The 22,283-nt window shown below is 65.6% G+C and carries 19 protein-coding genes; 8 read left to right on the top strand and 11 right to left on the bottom strand.

Going from position 1 to position 22,283, the window contains the following annotated elements:
* Positions 1-15 precede the first annotated feature (15 nt).
* The 6 genes from ACRQ5J_RS07180 to ACRQ5J_RS07155 all read right to left on the bottom strand — a co-directional run bounded on the left by ACRQ5J_RS07180 (position 16) and on the right by ACRQ5J_RS07155 (position 7,046).
* Positions 16-342 carry a hypothetical protein gene (locus ACRQ5J_RS07180; protein WP_432382156.1) on the bottom strand — a complete coding sequence of 109 codons (327 nt, stop codon included), beginning with the start codon at positions 340-342 and terminating at the stop codon, positions 16-18.
* The gene (locus ACRQ5J_RS07175) at positions 339-1,661 is read right to left on the bottom strand and encodes a GDSL-type esterase/lipase family protein (RefSeq protein WP_432382154.1); all 1,323 of its coding nucleotides are present in this window, start codon (positions 1,659-1,661) and stop codon (positions 339-341) included. Before ACRQ5J_RS07175 ends, ACRQ5J_RS07180 begins: the two co-directional genes overlap by 4 nt.
* Positions 1,661-3,574, bottom strand: a complete 1,914-nt coding sequence (locus tag ACRQ5J_RS07170) for a TonB-dependent receptor (protein ID WP_432382152.1) — start codon at positions 3,572-3,574, stop codon at positions 1,661-1,663. The genes ACRQ5J_RS07175 and ACRQ5J_RS07170 overlap by 1 nt, the downstream gene beginning before the upstream one ends.
* Positions 3,508-4,791, bottom strand: a complete 1,284-nt coding sequence (locus tag ACRQ5J_RS07165) for a TonB-dependent receptor plug domain-containing protein (protein WP_432382150.1) — start codon at positions 4,789-4,791, stop codon at positions 3,508-3,510. Before ACRQ5J_RS07165 ends, ACRQ5J_RS07170 begins: the two co-directional genes overlap by 67 nt.
* A 107-nt stretch (positions 4,792-4,898) precedes the next feature.
* Positions 4,899-5,471 (bottom strand): M17 family peptidase N-terminal domain-containing protein, encoded by a 573-nt coding sequence (locus ACRQ5J_RS07160; protein ID WP_432382148.1) that lies wholly within the window; start codon positions 5,469-5,471, stop codon positions 4,899-4,901.
* A 222-nt stretch (positions 5,472-5,693) separates the two neighbouring features.
* Positions 5,694-7,046 (bottom strand): MFS transporter, encoded by a 1,353-nt coding sequence (locus ACRQ5J_RS07155; protein WP_432383603.1) that lies wholly within the window; start codon positions 7,044-7,046, stop codon positions 5,694-5,696.
* Positions 7,047-7,264: 218 nt separating this feature from the next.
* Here ACRQ5J_RS07155 and ACRQ5J_RS07150 point away from each other — a divergent pair, with 218 nt between their 5' ends.
* From ACRQ5J_RS07150 to ACRQ5J_RS07115, 8 genes are all read left to right on the top strand, one after another.
* On the top strand, positions 7,265-8,218 hold the full coding sequence (locus ACRQ5J_RS07150; protein ID WP_432382147.1) for a 2-hydroxyacid dehydrogenase: 954 nt from the start codon (positions 7,265-7,267) through the stop codon (positions 8,216-8,218).
* 74 nt (positions 8,219-8,292) lie between these two features.
* Complete coding sequence (locus ACRQ5J_RS07145; protein ID WP_432382146.1) at positions 8,293-9,198, top strand: LysR family transcriptional regulator; 906 nt, start codon at positions 8,293-8,295, stop codon at positions 9,196-9,198.
* Positions 9,199-9,224: 26 nt separating this feature from the next.
* Positions 9,225-10,298, top strand: a complete 1,074-nt coding sequence (locus ACRQ5J_RS07140) for a porin (protein ID WP_432382144.1) — start codon at positions 9,225-9,227, stop codon at positions 10,296-10,298.
* 17 nt (positions 10,299-10,315) lie between these two features.
* Entirely contained in the window at positions 10,316-11,482 is a 1,167-nt protein-coding gene (gene solA, locus ACRQ5J_RS07135) for an N-methyl-L-tryptophan oxidase (protein WP_432382143.1), read from the top strand.
* A 288-nt stretch (positions 11,483-11,770) separates the two neighbouring features.
* Positions 11,771-12,160, top strand: a complete 390-nt coding sequence (gene rnk / locus ACRQ5J_RS07130; RefSeq protein WP_432382141.1) for a nucleoside diphosphate kinase regulator — start codon at positions 11,771-11,773, stop codon at positions 12,158-12,160.
* Between the two features lie 36 nt (positions 12,161-12,196).
* Positions 12,197-12,772, top strand: a complete 576-nt coding sequence (locus tag ACRQ5J_RS07125) for a TetR/AcrR family transcriptional regulator (RefSeq protein ID WP_432382140.1) — start codon at positions 12,197-12,199, stop codon at positions 12,770-12,772.
* Between the two features lie 57 nt (positions 12,773-12,829).
* Positions 12,830-13,987: an iron-containing alcohol dehydrogenase gene (locus tag ACRQ5J_RS07120; RefSeq protein WP_432382138.1), complete on the top strand. Its 1,158-nt coding sequence runs from the start codon at positions 12,830-12,832 to the stop codon at positions 13,985-13,987.
* A 28-nt stretch (positions 13,988-14,015) separates the two neighbouring features.
* Complete coding sequence (locus ACRQ5J_RS07115) at positions 14,016-14,681, top strand: type 1 glutamine amidotransferase domain-containing protein (protein WP_432383602.1); 666 nt, start codon at positions 14,016-14,018, stop codon at positions 14,679-14,681.
* A 37-nt stretch (positions 14,682-14,718) separates the two neighbouring features.
* Here the strand turns inward: ACRQ5J_RS07115 and ACRQ5J_RS07110 are convergent, their stop codons facing one another.
* From ACRQ5J_RS07110 to ACRQ5J_RS07090, 5 genes are all read right to left on the bottom strand, one after another.
* Positions 14,719-15,456, bottom strand: a complete 738-nt coding sequence (locus ACRQ5J_RS07110) for a class I SAM-dependent methyltransferase (RefSeq protein ID WP_432382136.1) — start codon at positions 15,454-15,456, stop codon at positions 14,719-14,721.
* Between the two features lie 33 nt (positions 15,457-15,489).
* Complete coding sequence (locus tag ACRQ5J_RS07105) at positions 15,490-17,673, bottom strand: zinc-dependent metalloprotease (RefSeq protein ID WP_432382135.1); 2,184 nt, start codon at positions 17,671-17,673, stop codon at positions 15,490-15,492.
* A gap of 313 nt (positions 17,674-17,986) precedes the next feature.
* Entirely contained in the window at positions 17,987-18,781 is a 795-nt protein-coding gene (locus ACRQ5J_RS07100; protein WP_432382134.1) for a M14 family metallopeptidase, read from the bottom strand.
* 2 nt (positions 18,782-18,783) lie between these two features.
* Positions 18,784-19,260: a hypothetical protein gene (locus ACRQ5J_RS07095; RefSeq protein ID WP_432382132.1), complete on the bottom strand. Its 477-nt coding sequence runs from the start codon at positions 19,258-19,260 to the stop codon at positions 18,784-18,786.
* Positions 19,261-19,269: 9 nt separating this feature from the next.
* A complete protein-coding gene (locus tag ACRQ5J_RS07090) occupies positions 19,270-22,035 on the bottom strand; it encodes a TonB-dependent receptor plug domain-containing protein (protein ID WP_432382130.1) in 2,766 nt (921 codons plus the stop codon).
* Positions 22,036-22,283 lie beyond the last annotated feature (248 nt).

Raw genomic sequence — 22,283 nt, 5'->3', positions numbered from 1 at the left:
GATGGCGGCGTGGACTCAGCGGGAAGCCGCTGCCGGTATCCTCTGGCCGGCAGACGACAGATAAGCGCCGAGAGGATTTCCCGGCAGCCCCTTGAACGCGGACACGACACTGCGCGCGTTAAACATCGCACCAGCCTCATTGGTATGCGTGCGCGCATCGGAAAAATAACTATCAACCGTCTGCGCGCCCAACTGGCGATAGCCGTCACTGATCACCATCGTCAAATCCGCAAACTGCGCGCCGCCAGCCTCCGCCACTTGCCTGTCCCACTCTGCAACGCTGGCAAAGTCGCGCCCCTGCTGCCACCCATCCTTGTGCGGCACCGGCGACAGCAGAATCACCTTCGCCCCCTGGACCGCGCATCGGCCACATACTTTGCCATATACCAGCCGAAGGTATGGACTTGTTCACGCGTGCCATCCGGCCGGACGTCCTCCACCGTCTCCGGACCGACGCCCTTGCCCGACGCCCGCCCCTTCATCGCCGGATCGCCAATCCGGCCGCCATCGTTGTGACCGAACTGAATCGCCACCACATCGCCCTGCTTGAGCTGATCCAGCACGCGCCCCCAACGCCCCTCGGTATAAAAGGTGCGGCTGCTGCGGCCGCCTATCGCATGATTGACGACGTTAATCTTCTCCGCATCAAAGAAAGGCCCAATGCGCTCGCCCCAGCCAACGGCGCCATTGACGCCACCACTCTTTACCGTGGAATCGCCGACCAGGAACAAGGTCGGCAAGGCCGCGTCGCGCGGCTTTTCAGCGGCAACCCTGGCCGCCTCCACCACCGGCCGCTCGTCCTCCAGCGCCGGTATTGCCTGGCCCGACGCGTTCAGCGCCGACAACGGCAACGGCATACGCAGCGACTTCAACCCGGCCACCACCGTGCGCGCGTTCAACTCCGCGCCGGCCATGTTGGTATGCGTATGCTCATCCGGCGTCACCTGCGGGAACAAGCGCATCACTCCATCGCGCCCCAGTGCGTCGTACTGGGCCGCCACCTGCCCGTTCAGATCGATAAAGCCAACCTGCTGCTGCCGCGCGACCTGTTCCGCCCAGCCGCCATAGCTGTCGCGGTTGCGCACGATCTTGCCGTCCGCATCCCACGCCTTGCGCGGCACTGGCGAGCAGATCACGGCGGACGCGCCACGCGCTTTGATGGCCGCAATATAGTGGCGCAGATACCAGCCGTAGCTGTGCACCGTCTCGGGCTTGCCGGTGAGCAGATTATCGATGTCCTGGCTCTCCTCACCCACGCCCTTGATGGTGCCGCGTGCGCGGCTGCTATCGTTGACCGCGCTGCTGTCGTTATGGCCGAACTGGATCAGCACGACGTCGCCTGCCTTGATGAATTGCAGCGTGCGCTCCCAGTGGCCGCCCGTCAGATAGGTGCGGCTGCTCAAGCCGCCTATCGCCCGGTTGACCACATTGACCTTCGACGCGTCGAAGTAGCGCGCCAGCGGATTGCCCCAGCCCCACTGCCCTTCCGCGCCCTTGCCCTGGCCATCGTCGCGGCCATTGCGCACCGTGGAGTCGCCAATCAGCACCAGCGACGGCAAGGCCGGATTGGCCGGCTCCGGCATCACCCCAGCGTCGCCCTGGGCCAGTGCCGCTGCGGTGCAACACCACAGCAGCATGGCGGCGAATAGCCTGCGCTTCATCAGTTCTTCACAGACAGCGTGAGGAAATAACGCCGCCCGGCCCACGCCACCTCGTTGACGCGCAGCGACGAACCGCCGTCGGTGGTTTGCGCCTGGTCGGTCAGGTTCTTGCCTTCCAGCGACAGCGTCACCTTGTCGTTATAGCGCCACTGGATCTTCGCGTCGAGGTAGCCGCTCTTCTGCTGGAACGTCGGATTGCCCGCCTGGTCCGCATTGCCGGTGTAATAGCGGTCGCGATAGTTGTACGCCACGCGCGCGTTGACCGGGCCCAGGTCGTACCAGATCGCCGCGTTATAGCTGTTCTTGGACAGGCCCGGATACGTCAGCTCGGTGCCGTCCAGCGGATTGATCAGGGCCGTGCCCGGCGCATACTTGTAGTTCATGCGCGTGTAGTTCATGTCCAGGCCCAGCCCGCGCGCATAGCCCGGCAGGAAGGTCAGCGCCTGGCGCCAGGTCAGCTCGACGCCGTTGGTGGTCGCGCCCTGGCCGTTCATCGGACCGGTCACGTCGAACAGAACGCCGTTGTGGAACAGGTCCGCGCCCTTGCGCAGCGCCTTGTCGACGATATAGCTGTCGATCTCCTTGCGGAAGAAGCCGGCCGTCAGCTGGGTATCCGCGCTTGGGTAGTACTCCAGGCTCAGGTCCTTGTTGGTGGCGCGGTACGGCTTCAGGTCCGGGTTGCCGGCGGTGCAATCGTCGGTGCCGTCGCCGCCCACCAGGTTCGAGCCGCTGCCGATAATGCACGATGCCGCCGGCACCAGCTTGTCGATCGCCGGGCGCGCCATGACCTTGCCCCAGCCCAGGCGAATCATGAACTGGTCGGGAATCAGCCACATCATGGCGTTGGCGCTCGGCAGGTAGTCGTGGTATTTGCTATCGACGCTGACGATGCCGTTGCTGATCACCGTGTCGGTGTAGGCGGTGCCGATGCCGGTCGGCGTGCGCACGGTCAGCTTGTTCAGGCCGGTAGAGGTATTGCGCGTGCCGGTGTAGCGCACGCCGATATTGCCCCACAGGTTGCGGTTGAACAGTTCGGTATCGAAGTCGGCCCGCATATAGGCCGCGCGCACCTCTTCCCTTACCTTGAAGGTCGGGATCTGCGGATACACCTTGCCGTCGCTGCCGGTGGCCGAGTACACGCTGTCGAAGTTGAAGTGCGAGGTATCGAAATACTGCACGGCGTTGTTGTACACCGGCGTCGTCCAGCCGGACGGCACGTTGCGGACATCGCTATAGCCACCGAAGAAGGTGCCCGGCGTGCGCCCCGACACCGCCGCGATCAGCGCCGCCATATCGGCCTTGCCCACATACTTGTCGTTGTAATAGAAGTTGGGATAGGTCGGTATCGAGCTGGCGCGCAGCTTGCCGGTGGTGTTGAACGGATCGTACAGGATGGTCGAGTTGACGTTGGCGGACGGCACGTAGATATCGTCCGCCGTCGCGGCCGTGCCGTTGTTGCTTGCCAGGTAGCCGCCGCCGTCATAGCGCTGCGAATCGGAGCGCCGTCCCTGCGCGCCAAACCACAGCTTGTTGAAGAACGGCGTGGCCAGGCGATATTTGAAGTCCAGCTTGGCCTGGTCTTCCTTGTTCTTGGTTTCGTAAGGACGGTATTGCAGTTGCGCCTGCACGTAGGAATTCGGATCGTCCGGCGAGTAGCCGGCCGGGAAGGTAAAGTGCGGCAAGCCCTGATCGTCCAGCTGCACTTTCAGGCCCGGCGCGTTCTGCGTCAGCACAATCGAATTGGTTTCGTTGTGGTATGTCGATTTCGACGTGTTCAGCAAGCCCTCCACCTCCAGCTCGCCGCGCTTGAAGTTAAAGCCGGTGCTGAGGTAGTCCGAGGTGATCTTCAGCTTGAAGTCGCGCGCCGACGTGCTGAACGCCCCTGCCCGCCTACGCCGCCGGTGTACAGGCAATTGCCGACCGTGTACTCGGTGACGATGTGGTTGGCCACCACCATGCTGGACGGCGTACTGTTGGCCGGCAAGGCGTTACAGGTGCCGGTGCCGGCGTTCGGCGCGCCGGTGGCAGCATTGTAGACCGGCGCCACGCCCGCGCTGGACAGGCGCGTCAGCGCGCTGAAGTCGGTGCCGTAATTGCGGTCGTTCAGGCGCTGGTCCTGGTCGTTGCGCTGGTAGCTGACGAAGGCGTTCAGCTCGGTGCTGAACTTGTACTGCGCGGTCAGCTCGGCGGACGAGCGCTTGTGGTCGCGGGTCCAGATGCCGTAGCGCGAGGTGCCGGGATTGTAGTCGTACCACTGCTGCTGGCAGGCGGTCTTTTGCGCCGCCGTCAGGCTGGCGGCCGAGCAGCCGGCCACCGAGCCGATCGCGGCCAGCGCCGGGTCGAGCGACACCACGGTTTTCTCGGGCGAAAAATCCCAGTCGCGCAGGAAGCGCCAACTGGTGTTGCGGCTGTAGTCGTTCTGCGTCAGCACCTTGTCGTAGACCAGGTTGGCCATCAGGCCCAGGCGGCCGTCCATGAACTTGTCCGCCCACAGCAGGCTGGCGCGCGGCTGCACGCCGCCGCGGCTGGTGGAGTGCTCGCCGGCCAAGGTGGCGGCAATCGTCATCTCCTTGAAGTCCAGCGGCTTGCGGGTGCGGATCACCACCGTGCCGCCGACGCCGCCCTCGGTCAGGTCCGCGGTGGTGCCCTTGTAGACGTCGATCGAAGAAATCAGCTCCGAGGCCAGCTCGCGCAGTTCGGCGCCGCGCCCGGCGTTGCCGTTGGTGCCTAAAACGGACATACCGTTTATCTCGATCCGGTTCAGGTCCGGCGCCACGCCGCGAATCGATACCTGCGAGCCCTCGCCGAAATCGCGCGTCAGCTGCACGCCGGTGATGCGCGACAGCGCCTCGCCCACGTTCTTGTCCGGGAACTGGTTGATGTCCTCCGCCACGATCGAATCCGACACGGTGGCGTTGCGAATCTTGCGGTCGATGGCGGACGCCACCGACTTGCGCGTGCCCACCACCATCACGGTGGTGGCAGGCTCCTTGCCGGCGTCCGCGCCGGGCGCCGTTGCTTCAGTTTGCGCCACAGCGGCGTTGCTGGCCAGCATGGACAGCGCCGATGCGACCGCGATGGCGATGGCTGGCCGTGCCAGCCCAATGGCTTGCTTTGATGACGTTTTCACGAGTCCCCCAATTATTTTTTTGATCAGCTTGTTGCTGCATTCTAGGTTGGACTTGCGCGAAAAAATCACCGCTGCATTAAAGAATCAAAATAATGATTGCTAGCGGATCAGGCCGGAACATGCGATTGCCACGCGGCGCTGAACTCTTGCGCGGCTTCGCTCAGGCGCGGCGCGCCGACGTCGAAGATGCAGTGCTGCAGGGCCGGCGGCGGCGCCAGGCCGGCGGCGGCCAGCGCCACTTCTGCACGCAGCGCGCTCAGCATGCCGTCGAGCATGACGGTTGGCATATGCAGCGCGGCGTTGTCGCTGTGGCCGGCATCGAGCACGCTGGGGGCGAAGGCCATCGAGCGGGCGCCGTGGCGGATCGCTTCGCGCATGGCGACGCGGGTGGCGCGGCGCAGGCGCTCGCTGTCGAGCGTGGCCGGGTCGCCGAGACCGATCACCACCACCGCGCGCGGCGCCATGCCGGGCGGCGGCAAAGTGATCAGCAGGGTTTCCATTTCCTGCGCGCGGAAAGCGCCGTTTGCGCGCAGGCGGCTCAGTTGTCCGCCCAGCGCCTGGTCGAGTCCGAGCAAGCCGCCGGCGATGCCGGCGTCGCCGACTTCGTGCTCGAACATGCAGGCGACGCTGAAATCGACATCGGCCTGCGCCGGGCCCCAGGCCACTACGTCGAATTGCACACCGTGGGCTATGCCTATTGGCAGACGTGCCGGGGAAGAAGAGTCAGTCATGGCGGTAATGTCTTTCACTTTTGCCACGTCCTTCCCACGCAGGCGGGAATCCATGCTGCGTCTGCCCATGCGGCGTTCCATGGGTTCCCGCCTGCGCGGGAACGACATTGTTTGATTGGACGGTTTGCAGTCATGGCGGGCCTTTCTTTGATAAAGACCCGATCTTAGCCATTACTGGGCCGGTTCCGCAACTGGCTCGATGACGCTGAACACGATCACCGCGCACAGCAAGGCGGTGCCGACCATGTACAGGAACACGCTGTTCCAGCCATAGTGGTCCAGCAAAATGCCGACCGCCAGCGGCGCGGTGGCGCCGCCAATCTGGCCGAGGAAGTTGACGATGCCGAAGGCGGTCGGATAGGTCGACTTGCTGGCCAGGCCCATCGGATACGCCGAGTAGCCGGCAAAGCCGATGCCCAGCATCAGGCCCGACAGCAGCAGCGTGACGCCGAGGAACACGGCGCTGTCCGGCGCCGCCAGCAGCAGGCACATCATCAACGTGGTGCCGATCGCGCCCGCCAGCATCATTGGCTTGCGGCGCCCGCCCAGCACGCGGTCCGAGATAATGCCGCCGATCATGTTGCCGGTGACCGCGCCGATGAACGGCGCCGACGCCAGAAAGCCCATCTTCACTGAAGCGTAGCCCTTCACCGTGACCAGGTAGGTCGGTATCCACGACATGAAGATGTTGCTGATGCCAATCATGCAGCCATAGCCGACGGCAACGCCGATGATGTGCCATGACGTCGCCACCTCGCGCACCGTCTCCAGCCGCTTGACGTGCGTGGTGCGATTGATGGCGTCCAGCCATGGCATCTTGCGCATGCGCGGCTGCGCGGCGTCCTTGCCCTGCGCCACGTTGCCCTCTTCCTGGATGTAGCGCAGCTCGGCCGGCGAGCAATAGCGGCTCTCGCTCGGCGAATTGGTGACGAAGAAAATCCACAGCACGGCAAACAGGAAGCCGGGAATCGCGAACACGTAGAAAATCTCGCGCCAGCCCCAGATCGAAATCACGACCAGGCCGACCGACGGCACCAGCAGCGGCCCCAGCTTCGACGCCGCGATCCACAGGCCGGTGGCCAGGCCCTTCTCCTGCGCCGGGAACCAGCGGTTGATGACGTTGGTGCAGCCGATGCCCAGCGGCCCCTCCGCCAGGCCGAGGCCGATACGGTACAGTTGCAGCAGCAGCACCGAGGAAGTGGTCGCCATCAGCGCCGTGAACAGCGAGGTCAGCATCATGCAGGCGGCCAGGAAATAGCCGCTGGTTTTCTCGCCCATTTTTTTGTACAGCAGGCCGACCGGGATCTGCACGATGGCGTAGGCGAACGAGAACAGGCTGAGGATCAGGCCCGCCTCGGTGTTGGTGATGTGGTATTCCTTCTTCATGTACGGCAGGGCGATGCCGAAGTTGGCGCGGTCGGCGCAGGCGATTGCCCAGATGCAGAAAATCAGGGCCATCACCACCCAGCGGTAGCCGGTCTTCTTGTCTTCCTTCTGCTCGGCGGCCTGCGCCGGCGCCGGCATATTCCTGGCGAGATTAGAACTCATGCAGCGTCTCCATCGTTTTTATTGGTTCCCAAAATCGTCCCATCCGGCGGCGATGGCGTCCAATCTTTTATCGATATGAGTTGATCCGCAAATTGAATCACACACAGCGTGTATCAGTTGATAGCGTTTTCGGATTGGACGCGGCCGGCGAAACCACCCATCATGCGGCCATCGAACCAACCTGGAGTGCCTGTATGAAGCCGAATGTTTTGCAGTTGAACCCGATCCTCGTGCCCGCCGTCAATGATAAATTGAACGCGCTGTACACCGTGCACCGCCTGTTCGAGCAACAGGACAAGGTGGCTTACCTCAAGGAACACGGCGGCCTGATACGCGGCGTTATCACCGGCGGCCACACCGGCATCAGCAACGAGATGATCGCCAGCTTGCCGGCCTTGCAAGTGATTGCCGTCAACGGCGTCGGCACCGATGCGGTCGATCTGCAATTCGCCCGCCAGCGCGGCATTCCTGTCACCGCCACCTTCGGCGCGCTGACCGAGGACGTGGCCGACCTGGCCATCGGCCTGATCCTGACCACCTGCCGCCAGATCTGCTTCGGCCACGGCTATGTGACCTCGGGCGGCTGGAAACAGAATCCGCATCCGGGCGCGATTCCGCTGTCGACCCGCTTCAGCGGCAAGCGGGTCGGCATCGTTGGCATGGGTAAGGTCGGCCGCGCCATCGCCGTGCGCGCCGCCGCCTTCGGCTGTCCGATCGCCTACACCGACCTGCGCCAGATCGACGACATGCCGCACCGCTACGTTCCGGACCTGCTGCAACTGGCGCGCGAGAGCGACATCCTGGTGCTGGCCGCCGCCGCCGACAAGGCGCACGGCATCATCAACGCGGCCGTGCTGGACGCGCTGGGCAAGGACGGCTACCTGATTAACATCGCCCGCGGCAAGCTGGTGGTGGAGCAAGACCTGGTCGACGCGCTGTCGCGCGGCGCCATCGCCGGCGCCGGCCTGGACGTGTTTGTCGACGAGCCGAACGTGCCGGAGGCGCTGTTCAAGATGGACAACGTGGTGCTGCAGGCGCACCGCGCCAGCGCCACCAACGAATCGCGCACGGCCATGGGCGAGATGGTGCTGGCCAGCCTGGCCGCCGGCCTGGCCGGCCAGCGTCCGGAAGGCAGCCTGACCACCTGATCCGTTCAAACACACGCCCTGTCCCGCAGAGACCTATAATCATGGCCGACTATCGCAGCCTTATAGGACAATCCATGTTAGACCTGGGACAGGTTCGTTGCTTTGTTGCCGCCGCGACCGAGCTCAATTTCCGCCGCGCCGCCGCGCTGCTGAACATGACACAACCACCGCTGAGCCGGCAGATCCAGTTGCTGGAGCACAGCCTCGGCGTCGACTTGTTCGAGCGCGTCGGCCGCACCGTCAAGCTGACCACCGAGGGCCGCATCTTCCTGGCCGACGCCATCCGCCTGCTGAACCTGGCGGAACAGGCGGAAACCACGGTGCGCCGCGCCAGCAAGGGCAAGACCGGCCGCGTGCGCATCGGCTTCACCGGCGCCGCCGGCTACGAGCTGATCCCGGGGCTGCTGGCCGCCGCGCGCCAGGCGCTGCCCGATATCGACGTGGTGCTGTTCGAGCTGATCTCGGTGGCGCAGATCGAAGCGTTCTACGCCAACACCATCGACCTCGGCTTCCTGCGGCCGGTGTCGTCGCGCCAGCAGCTGGAATTGCAGCTGGTGGAAGAGGAAGCGCTGGTGGTGGCGCTGCCGGCCGCGCACCCGCTGTGCGCGCATGCGCAGATCGCGCTGACGCAATTGCACGAGCAGCCCTTCATCATGCATTCGCCGGTGCAGGGCAAGTATTTTTACGACCGGCTGATGGGCATCTTTGCCAGCAAGGATGTCCACGTCAACATCGCGCAATACATCGACCAGAGTCCGACGATCCTGTCAATGGTGCGCGCCGGGCTGGGCGTGTCCATCCTGCCCGCCTCGGCGCAGCGCTTCCACTACGACAATGTCGCATTCCGGCCGCTGTCCGACGTGGTGGCGCAAGCCGAGATGAGCATGGCATGGCGGCCCGACCAGGACAACCCCGCCGTCACCGCCTTCCGCCTGCTGGCAATGGAATACTTTGCCAAGCAGCGCCAGCGGCCCGGCTGACGGCATCCCACAATAACGAGGAGACTATGAAAAAAATCAGTATCGCAGCCGCCATGACGGCCCTGTTCGCAGCACAGCCCGCATGGGCGCAATCGTCGGTCACCGTGTACGGCGTGGCCGACATCGGCGTCGTTGGCGAGCGCGGCGGCAGCGACGGCAACGTCACCAAGCTCACCAGTGGCCCGGCTGCGGCGTCGCGCATCGGCTTCAAGGGCACGGAAGACCTGGGCGGCGGCGTGTCGGCATTTTTCATCCTCGAAGCCGGTTACAGTCTCGACAGCGGCGCCTTCGCCTCGTCCAGCATGCCGTTCAACCGCCAATCGCTGGTCGGCCTGAAAAGCGGCGCCGGCAGCCTGACGCTGGGCCGCCAGACCACGCCCTACCACAACACGCTGGTGGCGGTGGCCGATCCGTTCGGCACCGGCTACGCCGGCACCATCAAGAACGCCTTCCCCGACTGGGGCACCAATGCCCGCACCAACAACACCGTGATGTACGCGTCGCCGGACTACCACGGCTGGAGCGGCGACATCGCCTACAGCGCCGGCGAACAGGCCGGCGACAGCCAGGCCGGCCGCCAGCTCGGCGCCTCGTTCGGCTACAGCCGCGGGCCGCTGACGGTGCGCTTCGCCTACAGCAACCGCAACAACGACAGCGTGGCGCCGGCCGTGCAGCGCGGCCCGGCCATCAACCGGCTGCTGGCCGCCAACTACGATGCCGGCTTTGCCAGATTCTACGCGGCAGTCGGCGTCGACCAGGGCTTTAACAGCGCGCCGCTGGGCAACACCGCCAATCCCTTCGGCGGCGTGGCGCCGACCGCCTCCACCGATGGGCGCGAGGGCTTGCTGGGCGTGACCGTGCCGCTGGCGCGCGGCTTGCTGATGGCCTCGCTCATGCACAAGGATGACCGGACCGCGTACAATCAGGACGCCAACACCTGGGGCATAGGCTACGCCTACCCGCTGTCCAAGCGCACCAGCGTCTACGCCGCCTACGGCAGCATCGACAACCGCAACGGCGCTGGCTACACCGTCGCCAACAACAGCGAGGCCGGCTCCGGCGACCGCGCCTACAACCTGGGTCTACGGCATTCCTTCTGACAGCACGAAAGGATGCAATGCATTACGACGTTATCGTGGTCGGCCTCGGTGCGATGGGCGCGGCCACGCTCTACCAGCTGGCCAAACGCGGCGTGCGCGTGGCCGGCATCGACCGCTACGCGCCGCCGCATGACCAGGGTTCCAGCCACGGCGACACGCGCATCACCCGCCTGGCCATCGGCGAAGGCGCGGCATATGTGCCGCTGGCGCTGAACTCGCACCGCATCTGGCGCGAGCTGGAGGCCCGCAGCGGCGAGCATCTGCTGGAGGCGTGCGGCATGCTGATGATCAGCGACAGCCGCGTCGCCACGCGCGGCCACGGCGCCGCCGATTTCGCCGGCCAGACCGCTGCGCTGGCGCGGCAATACGGCATTCCCCACGAGCTGCTGGACGCCGCGGCCATCGCCCGGCGCTTCCCGCAGTTCACCGGCTACGGTCCGCACGCGGCCGGCTATTACGAGCCGGGCGCGGGTTATGTGCGGCCGGAGCGCTGCATCGCCGTGCAGATCGCGCTGGCCAGGCAGGATGGCGCGGCGCTGCATCTGGACACGCAAGTGCTGTCGATGACGGCGCGCGCCGGCGGCGGCGTGGACGTGCACACCGCCAACGGCACGCTGAGCGCCGGCCACGTCATCTCATGCGCGGGCATGTGGAGCGGCAAGCTGCTGGGCGAGCCGTTCGCCGGCCTGCTCACGGTCTGCCGGCAAAGGCTGTACTGGTTCGAGCTGGACGAGCCGCAGCGCTACGCCGCCGGATCGCCGGTCTTCGTCCGGCTCGACACCGGCGCCGATGCCGACAGCAGTTACGGCTTTCCGCCGCTGCCGGGCGAGAACGCCATCAAGATCGCCACCGAGGACTACAGCGACAACAGCGATCCCGACCACATTGACCGCGCCATCGGCGCCGCCGAGGCCGAAGCCATGTACCGCCGGTACGTGGCCGGCCGGCTGGCCGGCGTTTCCAGCCGCCTGCTCAAGGCCAAGGTGTGCACCTACACCATCACGCCGGACTTCAATTTCATCATCGACGCGCATCCCGGATTGCCCGGCGTGACGGTGGTGTCGGCCTGCTCCGGCCACGGCTTCAAGCATTCGGCCGGCGTCGGCGAAGCGCTGGCCAAGCGCCACTGCGGCGAGGCCGACGCCGCCGACCTGTCGGCGTTCGCCGTGCCGCGCCACGGTTGACGAACGGGATAAACGGTATATACTCGGCTCATCCACAGGCTTTCCCGACGACGTACCGTGAACACTGACCGCCATCTCCTGCCGCGCAATGGTTCCGCCCTGAACCAGGGCGCGTCGTTTATGGCCGGACGCCGACGCGCGTCCACGAAGGATATCGCCAGCCTTTCTTTTGCTCGGTAAGCCAGAACACCTCCCGGTTTCTCCGCCTGCCGAGCCGACCTCCCTGCCCTGAGCCGCCTGTGGACGCTGGTCCACGCGGCACCGTCACGTCTTTTTATGGAGTTAAGAATGAAACCGAACATCACCGTGTCCACGCTGGATATCGAACGCCTGGAAGCCCTGCTCGACACCGACCACAACCAGGCTTTGCTGGAAGAACTGGAGCGCGCCAAGGTGGTCGAGCCGGAAGAGATCCCGTCCGACGTGGTGACCATGCGCTCGCAGGTGCGCTTCGAAATCGAAAACCCGCCGCAGCAATTGTGCATGACGCTGGCCTATCCCAAGGACATGGCCGAGCTGCCGGACGGCATCTCGATCCTGACGCCCATCGGCACCGCCCTGCTCGGCCTGAAAGTCGGCGACAGCATCGACTGGCCGCGCCCGGACGGCCAGCTGACCACGCTGCGCATACTGGAAGTGACCTACCAGCCGGAGCGCGCGGGCGAAATTTTCAGATAACTAGACGACTGGTCTAATTGTGTTATACTGCATCGCATGAAAGCCGAATACACCGACGTCCGCCAGCATATTCTCGATCAGGGGAAGGCCATCATCACCCGCAAAGGCTTTGCGGGTGTGGGCCTGAACGAAATCCTGACGGCCGCCGATGTGCCCAAGGGTTCCTTCTACCATTACTTCAAGTCCAAGGAACTGTTCGGCGAAGCATTGCTGGAAGATTACGTCACGCAGTACCTGGCCGAGATGGACGCCACCCTGTCGGCCCCGGGCAAGACCGCCGCGCAGGCGCTGATGGATTACTGGACTGGCTGGTTCGACCAGGATTGCGGCTGCCGCTGCCTGGTGGTCAAGCTGAGCAGCGAAGTGGCCGACATGTCGGAACCGATGCGCCTGGCGCTGCTGGACGGCACCAACCAGATCATCGCCCGCCTGGCCGTAACGCTGCAACAGGGCGCCGCCGATGGCTCGCTGCCGGCGGCAGCCGACGCCGCCCACACGGCGCAAACGCTGTACCAGCTGTGGCTGGGCGCGGCCATGTTGACCAAGCTGCGCCGCGACCCCAGCGCCTTGCAATCGGCATGGCAAGCCACCGTAGCGTTGCTGAAGCTGTAACCGGACATTTTTTTAACCGCTTTCTAGACGACCAGTCTAATATAAAAGGAAGAGCAGATGAAGAACTTCGAATTCCACAATCCCACCAAAATCGTCTTCGGCGCCGACACCGTCGCCAGGTTGTCCAGGCTGGTGCCGGACAACGCACGCGTGCTGATCCTGTACGGCGGCGCCAGCGCCGAAAAGACCGGCACGCTGGCCGAGGTGCGCAGCGCGCTGGGCCAGCGCACCGTCCAGGAATTCGGCGGCATCGAGCCGAACCCGAGCTATGAAACGCTGATGCGCGCGGTCGACCAGGTGCGCCGCGAAAAGCTGGACTTCCTGCTGGCGGTCGGCGGCGGCTCGGTTATCGACGGCACCAAGTTCGTCGCGGCGGCCGCGCTGTATGACGGCGAGCCATGGGAAATCGCCGAGCGCGGCGGCGCCAACATCAAGCAAGCCCTGCCCTTCGGTTCGGTGCTGACCTTGCCTGCCACCGGTTCGGAAATGAACGCCGGCAGCGTGGTCACCAAGAAAGCCACGCAAGCCAAGCTGGCCTTCCACTCGGCGCTGGTGTATCCGAAATTCTCCATTCTCGATCCGCGCAAGACCTTCACGCTGCCGGTCAGCCAGGTCGCCAACGGCCTGGTCGACGCCTTCGTCCACACCACCGAGCAATACCTGACCTATCCGGTCGACGCCCGCGTGCAGGACCGCTTTGCCGAAGGGCTGCTGCAAACGCTGGTCGAGATCGCGCCGCAAGCGATCGCCACGCCGGACGACTACGCCACCCGCGCCAATCTGATGTGGACCGCAACGCTGGCCCTCAACGGCCTGATCGGCGCGGGCGTGCCGCAGGACTGGGCCACCCATATGATCGGCCACGAGCTGACCGCGCTGTACGACATCGACCACGCGCGCACGCTGGCGCTGGTGCTGCCGGCCCTGCTGGACGTACAGCGCGGGCCGAAACGGGCCAAGCTGCTACAGTTCGGCGAGCGCGTCTGGAACATCAGCAGCGGCAGCGACGACGAGCGCATCGACGCCGCCATCGCCCGCACCCGCGCCTTCTTTGAAGGCCTCGGCATCCCGACCCGCCTGTCCGCCTACGCACTGGGACAGGATGCAGTAGAAGCCGTGCTCAAGCAACTGGAAGCGCACGGCATGACCGCCCTCGGCGAACACCGCGATATCGACCTCGCGCGCAGCCGCCGCATTCTCGAAGCAGCACTTTAATCAAGGAGTTGAACATGAAAAAATTCTGATCGTCCTCACCTCGCACGACCAACTGGGCAACACCGGCAAGAAAACCGGCTTCTGGCTGGAAGAATTCGCCGCCCCGTACTACACGCTGAAAGCCTCGGGCGCCCAGCTGACGGTGGTGTCGCCAAACGGCGGCCAGCCGCCGCTGGACCCGAAAAGCGACGAGCCGGCTTCGCAGACCGAGGCGACCCGGCGCTTCAAGGCCGACGCGGAAGCCCAGGCCGTGCTGGCCAATACCGGCAAGCTGGCCGACGTCAACGCCGCCGATTTCGACGCCGTGTTTTATCCGGGCGGCCACGGCCCGCTGTGGGACCTGGCCGAAGACCGCCATTCGATCAAGCTGATCGAAGACACGATCGCCGCCGGCAAGCCGGTCGCCACCGTCTGCCACGCGCCGGGCGTGCTGCGCCATGTGAAAGGCGCGGACGGCAAGCCGCTGGTCAACGGCAAGAAGGTCACCGGCTTCACCAACACCGAAGAAGACGCGGTCGGCCTGACCGATGTCGTGCCTTTCCTGGTGGAAGACATGCTGAAGCAAAACGGCGGCATCTACTCCAAGGTCGGCGACTGGCAGCCCTACGCCATCACCGACGGCCTGCTGGTCACCGGCCAGAACCCGGCCTCGTCCGAAGCCGCCGCCGAAGCGCTGCTGAAGCTGCTGGCATAAGGCCGCCCGGCGTCGTGCCGCGGCGCCTGGCCTTCAATCAGATGCGGCCGATGCGCATGTTGATCGGCCAGGCGACGGTGCGGTGGGTATGCTCGTCGCCCCACAGCGCGGCAATGTCGGCGGCGAAGCTGGTGAGGATGTCTTCGCGCCCGGCTTCCCTGGCGCTGCGGACCGCCGACCAGGTTTGCAGGTAGCCGAGCAACTCCGGCAAGCGCCATTCGACGCGGATCTGCATCGGCGGCGCCTTGAATTCTTCAAACGGAAAGTCGAGGGTGGCGTAGCCGCTGTCCACCAGCTTGCGCTCGGGCGGCCAGTAAGGACCGATCTCCTGCCAGTAAAACCGCTGGAAACGCTCGTTCAGCGCCGGCTGCAGTTCCAGCACGCCGTAGCTGATCAGTGCCAGTACGCCGGCCGGCACGCCCACCCGCCGTACTTCAGCGTAGAAGGCCGGCAGGTCGAACCAGTGCGCAGCCTGCGCCGCCGTGATCAGGCTGGCGCTGTGGTCGGCCAGCGGCAAGCGCTCGGCCGGCGCGCACTGATAGCTGGTGCGGTCGCCGCCGCTGGCGTTGGCGATCTGGTCGGCGCTGGGATCGAGGCCGATAACCTGTTCGAAGCGGGCTGCCAGCAACTGCGTCAGCTGGCCGTTGCCGCAGCCCACGTCGGCAGCCAGCGCGCCGCCCGGCGCCACCGAGGCCAGATAGTCGGCCAGTTGCGCCGGATATTCCGGGCGGAAGCGCGCATAGTCGCTGCCGCCCTGCTCGAACCAGTTCCTCATATCCAATGTCCTCCTTGCCGGCGATGATACCCCCTAGATCGGCGCGCCCGGAGGAATCGCCGGCGCCGGACGCAGCTTGACGCTGCCCGGATCGGCCAGGTAACGCGTGATGAGCTCGGCCGCGCGGCGACGGTTGCTGGCCACGCTGCCAGACGACGGATTCTTCACCAGCCACGCCGCCAGCTCACGCACCGACTGCCGCACATCGGCGTCCACCTGAGGATGCAGCTTGTCGGCTTCGAGCAGGCGCAGCACGCTTTCCAGCACCACCCAGTCCGCCGCCTGCTGCACGGCCGCACCGCCGATCACGGAAGCCGGCACCGGCGCGCGTTTCCAGCCGCTGTTCCACACCAGTTCCAGCGTATCGGCCACGCCGGGCTGTTGCGCATCGCGCGCATGCTGCCAAGACAGCCGGTTAATCCGTGCCGGATCGAACAGGTACAAGCTGGTCTGCGCCGCCGCGGCTTCGGCGGCCGCATACGGATCAAACACACGCTCCATGCCGGTGGCGAAATACTCCTGCGTGCGCTGATAGCCCTGGCTTGGCGGCGCCAACAGTTCCAGCACGTTGCCCGGCAGCGCCAGCTCCTCGGCCCGCAGGCTGTCGGTCAGCTTTTGCAGCGCCTGGCGCTGAATGCGGGCCGGGACGACCTGTACGCCCGCCTGGCGCGCGCCGCTGCGCACATCGCCAATCGTGGCGTACTCGAACGAGCCGCCAGCCACCAGCCGCGCTACCGCTTCGGTCTGGTAGCGATGCAGCAAATATACCGGCACCAGACGGGCCTCCAGTTCGCCCACCTGGCGCGCATCCGGCAGCACACCGATGGAGAACTGCTGCAGCGCGCGGCGGCGCGCCGTCATCACCAGGTCCCAGCCGGCCAGCGAGTCGGCGCCGAGGTCCCACATCAGGCCGTTCGGATGGCCGGCCCCCGCCGGCCGCGTATCGGCATCGCTGACGTAATCCAGCTTGTCGCTCCTGGCTTGCGCGCGCAGCCGCGCCAGTCCGTCCGCCTCGGCCTGCGGCGTGGCGTACTCGCTGTAGGCGTGGGCGACGATGAAGTCGTCCCACGGCCCCACGCCATCGCCATACGGCTTGCTCAGCGCGACATCGCCATTGGCGGCGATGGTCAGCAAGGGATGCGGATAATCCATCACCGAACCATTGCCCTGCCGGCTGGCGGCAAAATTGTGCGCGAAGCCCAGCGTGTGGCCGATCTCGTGCGCCGCCAGCTGGCGCAGGCGCGACAACACCGCCTGCCCGGCTTCGCCAAGGCGCGCCTGGTTGACGCCCTCGCCTGCCTTGCCATACGGCGCCAGCAGGCTCTCGGCGATCAGCATGTCCTGCCGCATGCGCTGCGAATCCAGCGTCACCGCGCCCTTGATGATTTCGCCGCTGCGCGGATCGACCAGCGAGCTGCCGTAAGACCAGCCGCGCGTATCGCGGTGCACCCATGCGATGACGTTGTAGCGGATGTCCATCGGGTCCGCGCCTTCCGGCAGCAGCTCGACGCGGTAGGCGTCCTTGAAGCCGGCTTTTTCAAACGCCGTGGCCCACCAGCGCGCGCCTTCCAGCAGCGCGGTGCGCATCGGCTCCGGCACGCCGCGATCCAAGTAGTAGACGATCGGCTTGCTGACGCTGCTGACCGCTGCCGACGGATCGGTCTTTTGCAGGCGGTGACGGCGCTGCCAGCGCACTTCCATGCTGCCGGACAGCGGCGCGGCAAAGTCCACGTAGGGATTGGCGTTGCCGCCGGACGCCGGGTGATACGCGCGCGGCGTGTATCCCGGCCCCGGCAGGCGCACCAGGCTGATGTGCTGGCGCAGCGTCAGCGACGCCGGATCGGCCGCCACGCGGCGCACCGCGGCGCCCTCGCCGCCGCCCTGGAAAGTCAGCTCGGCTTCGAGCTCGGTATTGTCGGGGAAGCTTTTGGCCAGCTCCGGCAGCACCGCGCTGCGGGCCGGGTTGATGCTGTAGCCGCCCTGCCTGGCGCCGGCCAGGCGGCGCGCGATGCCGTGCTGGTCGGCCAGCAGGAAGCTGGAGAAGTCGACCAGATAGCCGCCCTGCTCGCTGGCGAGGATATCGCCCGACCACAGCACCGCGCTGGCGAAGGCCTGCACCGCGCTGGCGCGCTCATCGGCATTGGCGGAATCGGCGACGTAGTGCGTGTTGTCCTGCAACAGGAACAGCCGGGCGCCGCGCTTTTCAAAGCGCACCATCTTGACCTCCCCGGCTGGCCGCGATCAAGGCCGATGTCGTTCGAGCCGAGGCCATGCGGCAGCGAGCTGACCAGCAGGAACGGGCTGCTCAGCGACTTCACCGTCAACAGCACGCGGCCCTTGTCGGCATCGCGCCAGACCTGCACAAAACCCGGCTGCGCTTGCAGATTGGCGGTGAGCGCGGCGAGGCTGCGCGGCGCCGGCGCACTGTCGGCCATCACCGGCGGCGTGCACAGCAACACTGCGCTGGCCGACAGCGACAGCGCGGCCGGCCGCAGCCAGCCGTGGCGTGCGTGCTTGGTGGCGGCGCGCGTCATGGCGCCGATTTCGCCAGGATCAGTTTCATCAGCTCGGTCGCGCCGACCTTGCCCTTTTCCGTGATCAGGTCACGCGGCGTGTTGTCGCCGATTTCAAACACGATCGCTTCCATGCCATGCTCCTTGAGGAAATAGTTGCGCGACACCGTGGTCGGCTCCAGGCGCTCAGACGGCTGTATCACCGGCTTGTAGTGCGGAATGGCCTGCTGGATCTTGTCCAGCCACTCCGGCACCAGTCCCGGCATATTACCCTTGAATTTCGGGTCCAGCGTGTAATAGATGTCGTCCCAGGTCGAGTGGAAGTCGATGCCGAAGTAGAACCTGGCGCCGTCGGCCGCGCGCTGCTTGAGGAAGTCGCGCACGGCCCGCGTTTCCGGCTGGTTGAAGTCGGCCCAGTCGCGGTTCAGATCGACACCGCCGACGTTGTGGCGCCAGAAGCCGCCATCGACGCCGTCCGGGTTCATCAGCGGCACCACGTACACGGTCCAGTCCTTGCGGAAGCGCTGCGCCAGCCTGGTATCGGCGGCCAGCGTTGCCACGAACGACTGCATGGCGAAGTAGCCGGTCACTTCCGGCGGATGCTGGCGCGAAATCACCAGGATCGCCTTCTTGCCGGACTTGTTGCCCAGCGTGAGCAGCTTCAGCGGACGGCCGCCGGTGCTCTTGCCGATCTCGCTCACTTGCAGCTTGTGCTTGCGGGCGATATCGTCGATCCAGCCGTACACGCGCCGGGACGTGTGCAGTTCCTGGCCGGACACCCACAGCGGCCGGGTGTCCGCTTGCAGCCGCAAGGTCACGCTTTTCGGGCGCGCGGTGGCGCCCCTTCGGCGTTGGCCTTGTCCTCCTCGATTATGCGCTCGGCCACCAGCGGCTTCCATTGCAGGCCGTCGCTGCTCAACTGCGGCGTGTAGCGGTGGCGCGCTTTTTCCGGGTAGACCAGCCTGACCGAGATTTCGGCCGGCGCCTTCGACCATACCTGGAAGGCATACCACGGACTCATGTTGATCGGCTCGTTCTCCGGCGTGATCGAGATGGTGTATTCCAGCGGCCCGGTGCGCTGAATGCTGTTCAGGCGGGCGCCGTCGAACTCGTTGGAGAAATAAACGCCATCCTCGTTGAACGGGAAGACGCCCTTGCCCTGGCGGTCGGTCGGGCGGCTGGTGGTGTCCACCGCGCCGCGTATCGGCGGCTGGCCCTGGTACTGCTGCGCGCTGGCGGTGGCGCCAAGGGTCAGCAGCAGCGCGACGAATAATGCGGAAATCTTTTTCATATCAGCTCATCAGAAGGTGTAGGCGGCGGTCACACCGATGCGGCGGAACTGCGGCGAGTAGCCGCTGCGCCATTGCACTGGTGCGTCCTGCTCGAACAGATTATTGATAAACAGGCTCAGCTTGGTATGCGGAATGCCGCTCCAGGCCAGGTTGTAGTCTACCGTGGTGTTGCTGCCGACATGGTTACAAGTGTCCAGGTAGGCTGACGCGACGCTGTTGGTGGCGCAGTAGGTCGGCGACGACACGCTGTTGTTGCTGTAGCCGCTGGTGTAGTTGATGGTGGCGCCGTGGTCGAAGTCGCCAGTCTTCAGCGCCGCGCGCAGCTTGGTGTTCAGGCGCGGGCCGCCATCCCAGTTGCCGGCCTGGTTGGCGCCGTATGCGCCGTTGGTCACGCTGTACTCCTGGTATTTCCAGGTGTAGGCGCCTTCCAGCTTCAGCCGCACCTGGCCCAGCGCGGTATTGAAGCGGCCCGAGGCGTCGAAGTCGAAGCCCGAGGTGCGCGTCTTGCCGCTGTTGACGTAAGGGTTGTACACCAGCGCCACCTTGCCGAGGCCGCCGAAGTTGAGGGTGTTGCCCGGCGCGTACTTTTGCACCAGCGCCAGGAATTCGGCGTCGGACGCGCTGTTGTCCACGCGCACCAGTTGGCCGGCAGGCAGGCTCGCTTCGCCTTGCAGGATGTCCGCCAGCGTGCGGGTGCCGATCTGGTCCTTGCGTTCGATGTGGTAGTAGTCGATCGCCATGGTCCAGTTCTTGACCGGCTCCCAGACGAAGCCGGCGGTCAGCGTGCGCGAGGTTTCCGGCTTCAGGTCCGGATTCGACGAGACGAAGGCCGGCAGCACCGCCGAACAGTCCGTGCCGCGATAGCTGTTGGCCAGCGCCTTGTCGCCGGTAGTGGCGCCGACGGCGTTCTGCACCAGCGCGTTCAGCGCGGTGGCGATCGGGCAGCGGCGGTAGTCCTGCACGCCGGTCGAGTACGAGCCACGGCCCAGGCCATTGCCGGATTCGACGATGTTCGGCGCGCGGAAGCCGCCGGAACCGGTGGCGCGCAGCAGCAGCGTGTCGGTGGCGTTGACGCGCAGGCCGACTTTCGGCGAGAAGTGGGCGTCGCTATTGCTGGTCTTGTCGCCGCGCACGGCCGCGGTCAGTTCCACGCGTTTCAGCACCGGGATGGTGGCCTCGGTGAACAGCGCGTAGTGATCGACCGTATCCTTGACCTGCAAGCCGAAGGCGCTGACCAGTTCGCCGCGCAGCACATTGTCCGAACTCTTCATCTCATACGATTCGCGGCGGATGTCGGTGCCGACGGCGATGCGCAGCGGCCCGGCCGGCAACTGCGCCACTTCGCCGCTGACGGTGGCGTCGACGAAGGAGATCCTGGCCTTGCCGTAGGTATTACGGACCGGGAACATCGACTCCAGCAGCGCCGGGTCGTTCTGCTGGCCGAACTTGTAGGCGCCGCTGACGATGGCGTTGGTGTAGCCCGTGGCGCTGGTGCCGCGGAAATCCTTGTCGGCGCTGGACTTCATGTGACCCACGGCCGATTTCCAGTCCCAGCCGCCGATCTCGCCATTCAGGCTGAGCATGGCGCGGTACTGCTGCGACTGCGTGGTGTTGAAGTTGAAGCCATCGCCGGTGTCCGTCAGGCGCGCGCGGTACTCGACCGGCACCGAATACGGATTGTTGGCGTGGCCGACCGGCAGCTTCGGATAGTAGAACGGTCCTTTCAAATTACCGCCCAGCATGTCGTACCAGTACGCGGCCGAGGTGGTGGTGTTGGTGGTGAAGCCGCTCAGCAGATAATCGGTGGTGGCGCCGGCGGCGGTCAGCTCGAAGTTGGCGTCGATTTCCTTGCCGATGCGGAAGTGGGTATTGCTGGCCAAGGCCCAGCGCCTGGAGCCGGTGGTGGCGCCGTCGGTGGCCAGCGCGTCGTATTTGCACTGCTTGTCGGCCGGATCGATGGCGTCGGCCGGACAGCCCGGCGCGGCGACGATGTTGGTGCTGCTCAGGAAGTAGTTACCGGTCGGCGAATACTGGCTGCGCGCGTCCCAGGTCGAGCGGCCCGGCGTCAGGCGGTGCCAGTCCGGGTAGTGGCTGGCCAGCTCGCCGGTGGTGTAGCCGTCGTTCTTGTAGAACTCGTAATTGACATAGGTGTTGTAGCCATCCTTGTCGAGGTCGCCAAAGCCGACGATGCCGGTAACGTTGCGGGTGCGCAGGTCGCGGAAGCCGTCGGCCTCGCGGTAGTTGGCGCTGATCTTGGCGCCGTTGAAGTTCTTGCGCAGGATGATGTTGACCACGCCAGCAATCGCGTCCGAACCGTAGATGGCCGAGGCGCCATCCTTCAGGATCTCGATGCGCTCGATGGCGGCGGCCGGAATCGCGTCGATGTTGGTGAAGTTCTGCTGCGCGCTGTCGGCCAGCGCGTACTGCGCGATGCGGCGGCCGTTGACCAGCACCAGCGTCGATACCTTGCCGAGGCCGCGCATGCTGACGCCGGACGAGCCGTTGGCAAAAGTGGCGGCGCCCTGCGTGGCCGCGTTCAGCTGCGTGCTGATGGCCGAGGTGGTGGTCAGGATGCCCAGCGCGGTGGTCTCGCCGGTGCGCTCGATATCGTCGCGCGTCAGCACCTGCACCGAGCCGGCGCTTTCCGCCGCCGTGCGCTTGATGCTGCTGCCGGTCACCTCCACCCGCTGGATCGCCTCTTCCTGTGCCGCCGCGAATTCAGAATACGCCAATGCTAGCGCCAGCGCGAGCGCGCTTTTCTTCAAAGTGCTCATTCAAATCCCTCTTGTAATTTTGCGTGCCCGCACGGCGCGGGCTGTGTCATGTGGTGTAACGCAGGGCTTAGCGGTAGCCTGCGGCGCGCGGGTGCGCCATAACGTGTCGGCGACCTGCGCTGCGGTTTGTCGGCAGGCTGGCGGACGCCGGTAGGCGCCGAGTTCAAGCTGCACGCTGTCGCTGCCTTGCGGGCTGATCTCGCCCTTTCGCTAACCGACAGTCGCAATATACGAGGCTGGCTTGCAGA

The sequence above is a fragment of the Duganella sp. P38 genome (assembly GCF_050859475.1).
In the GTDB taxonomy this organism is placed as follows: Bacteria; Pseudomonadota; Gammaproteobacteria; order Burkholderiales; family Burkholderiaceae_D; genus Rugamonas.
The sequence above is the reverse complement of the archived record's forward strand: the minus strand, read 5'-3'. Positions and strand labels throughout refer to the sequence as shown.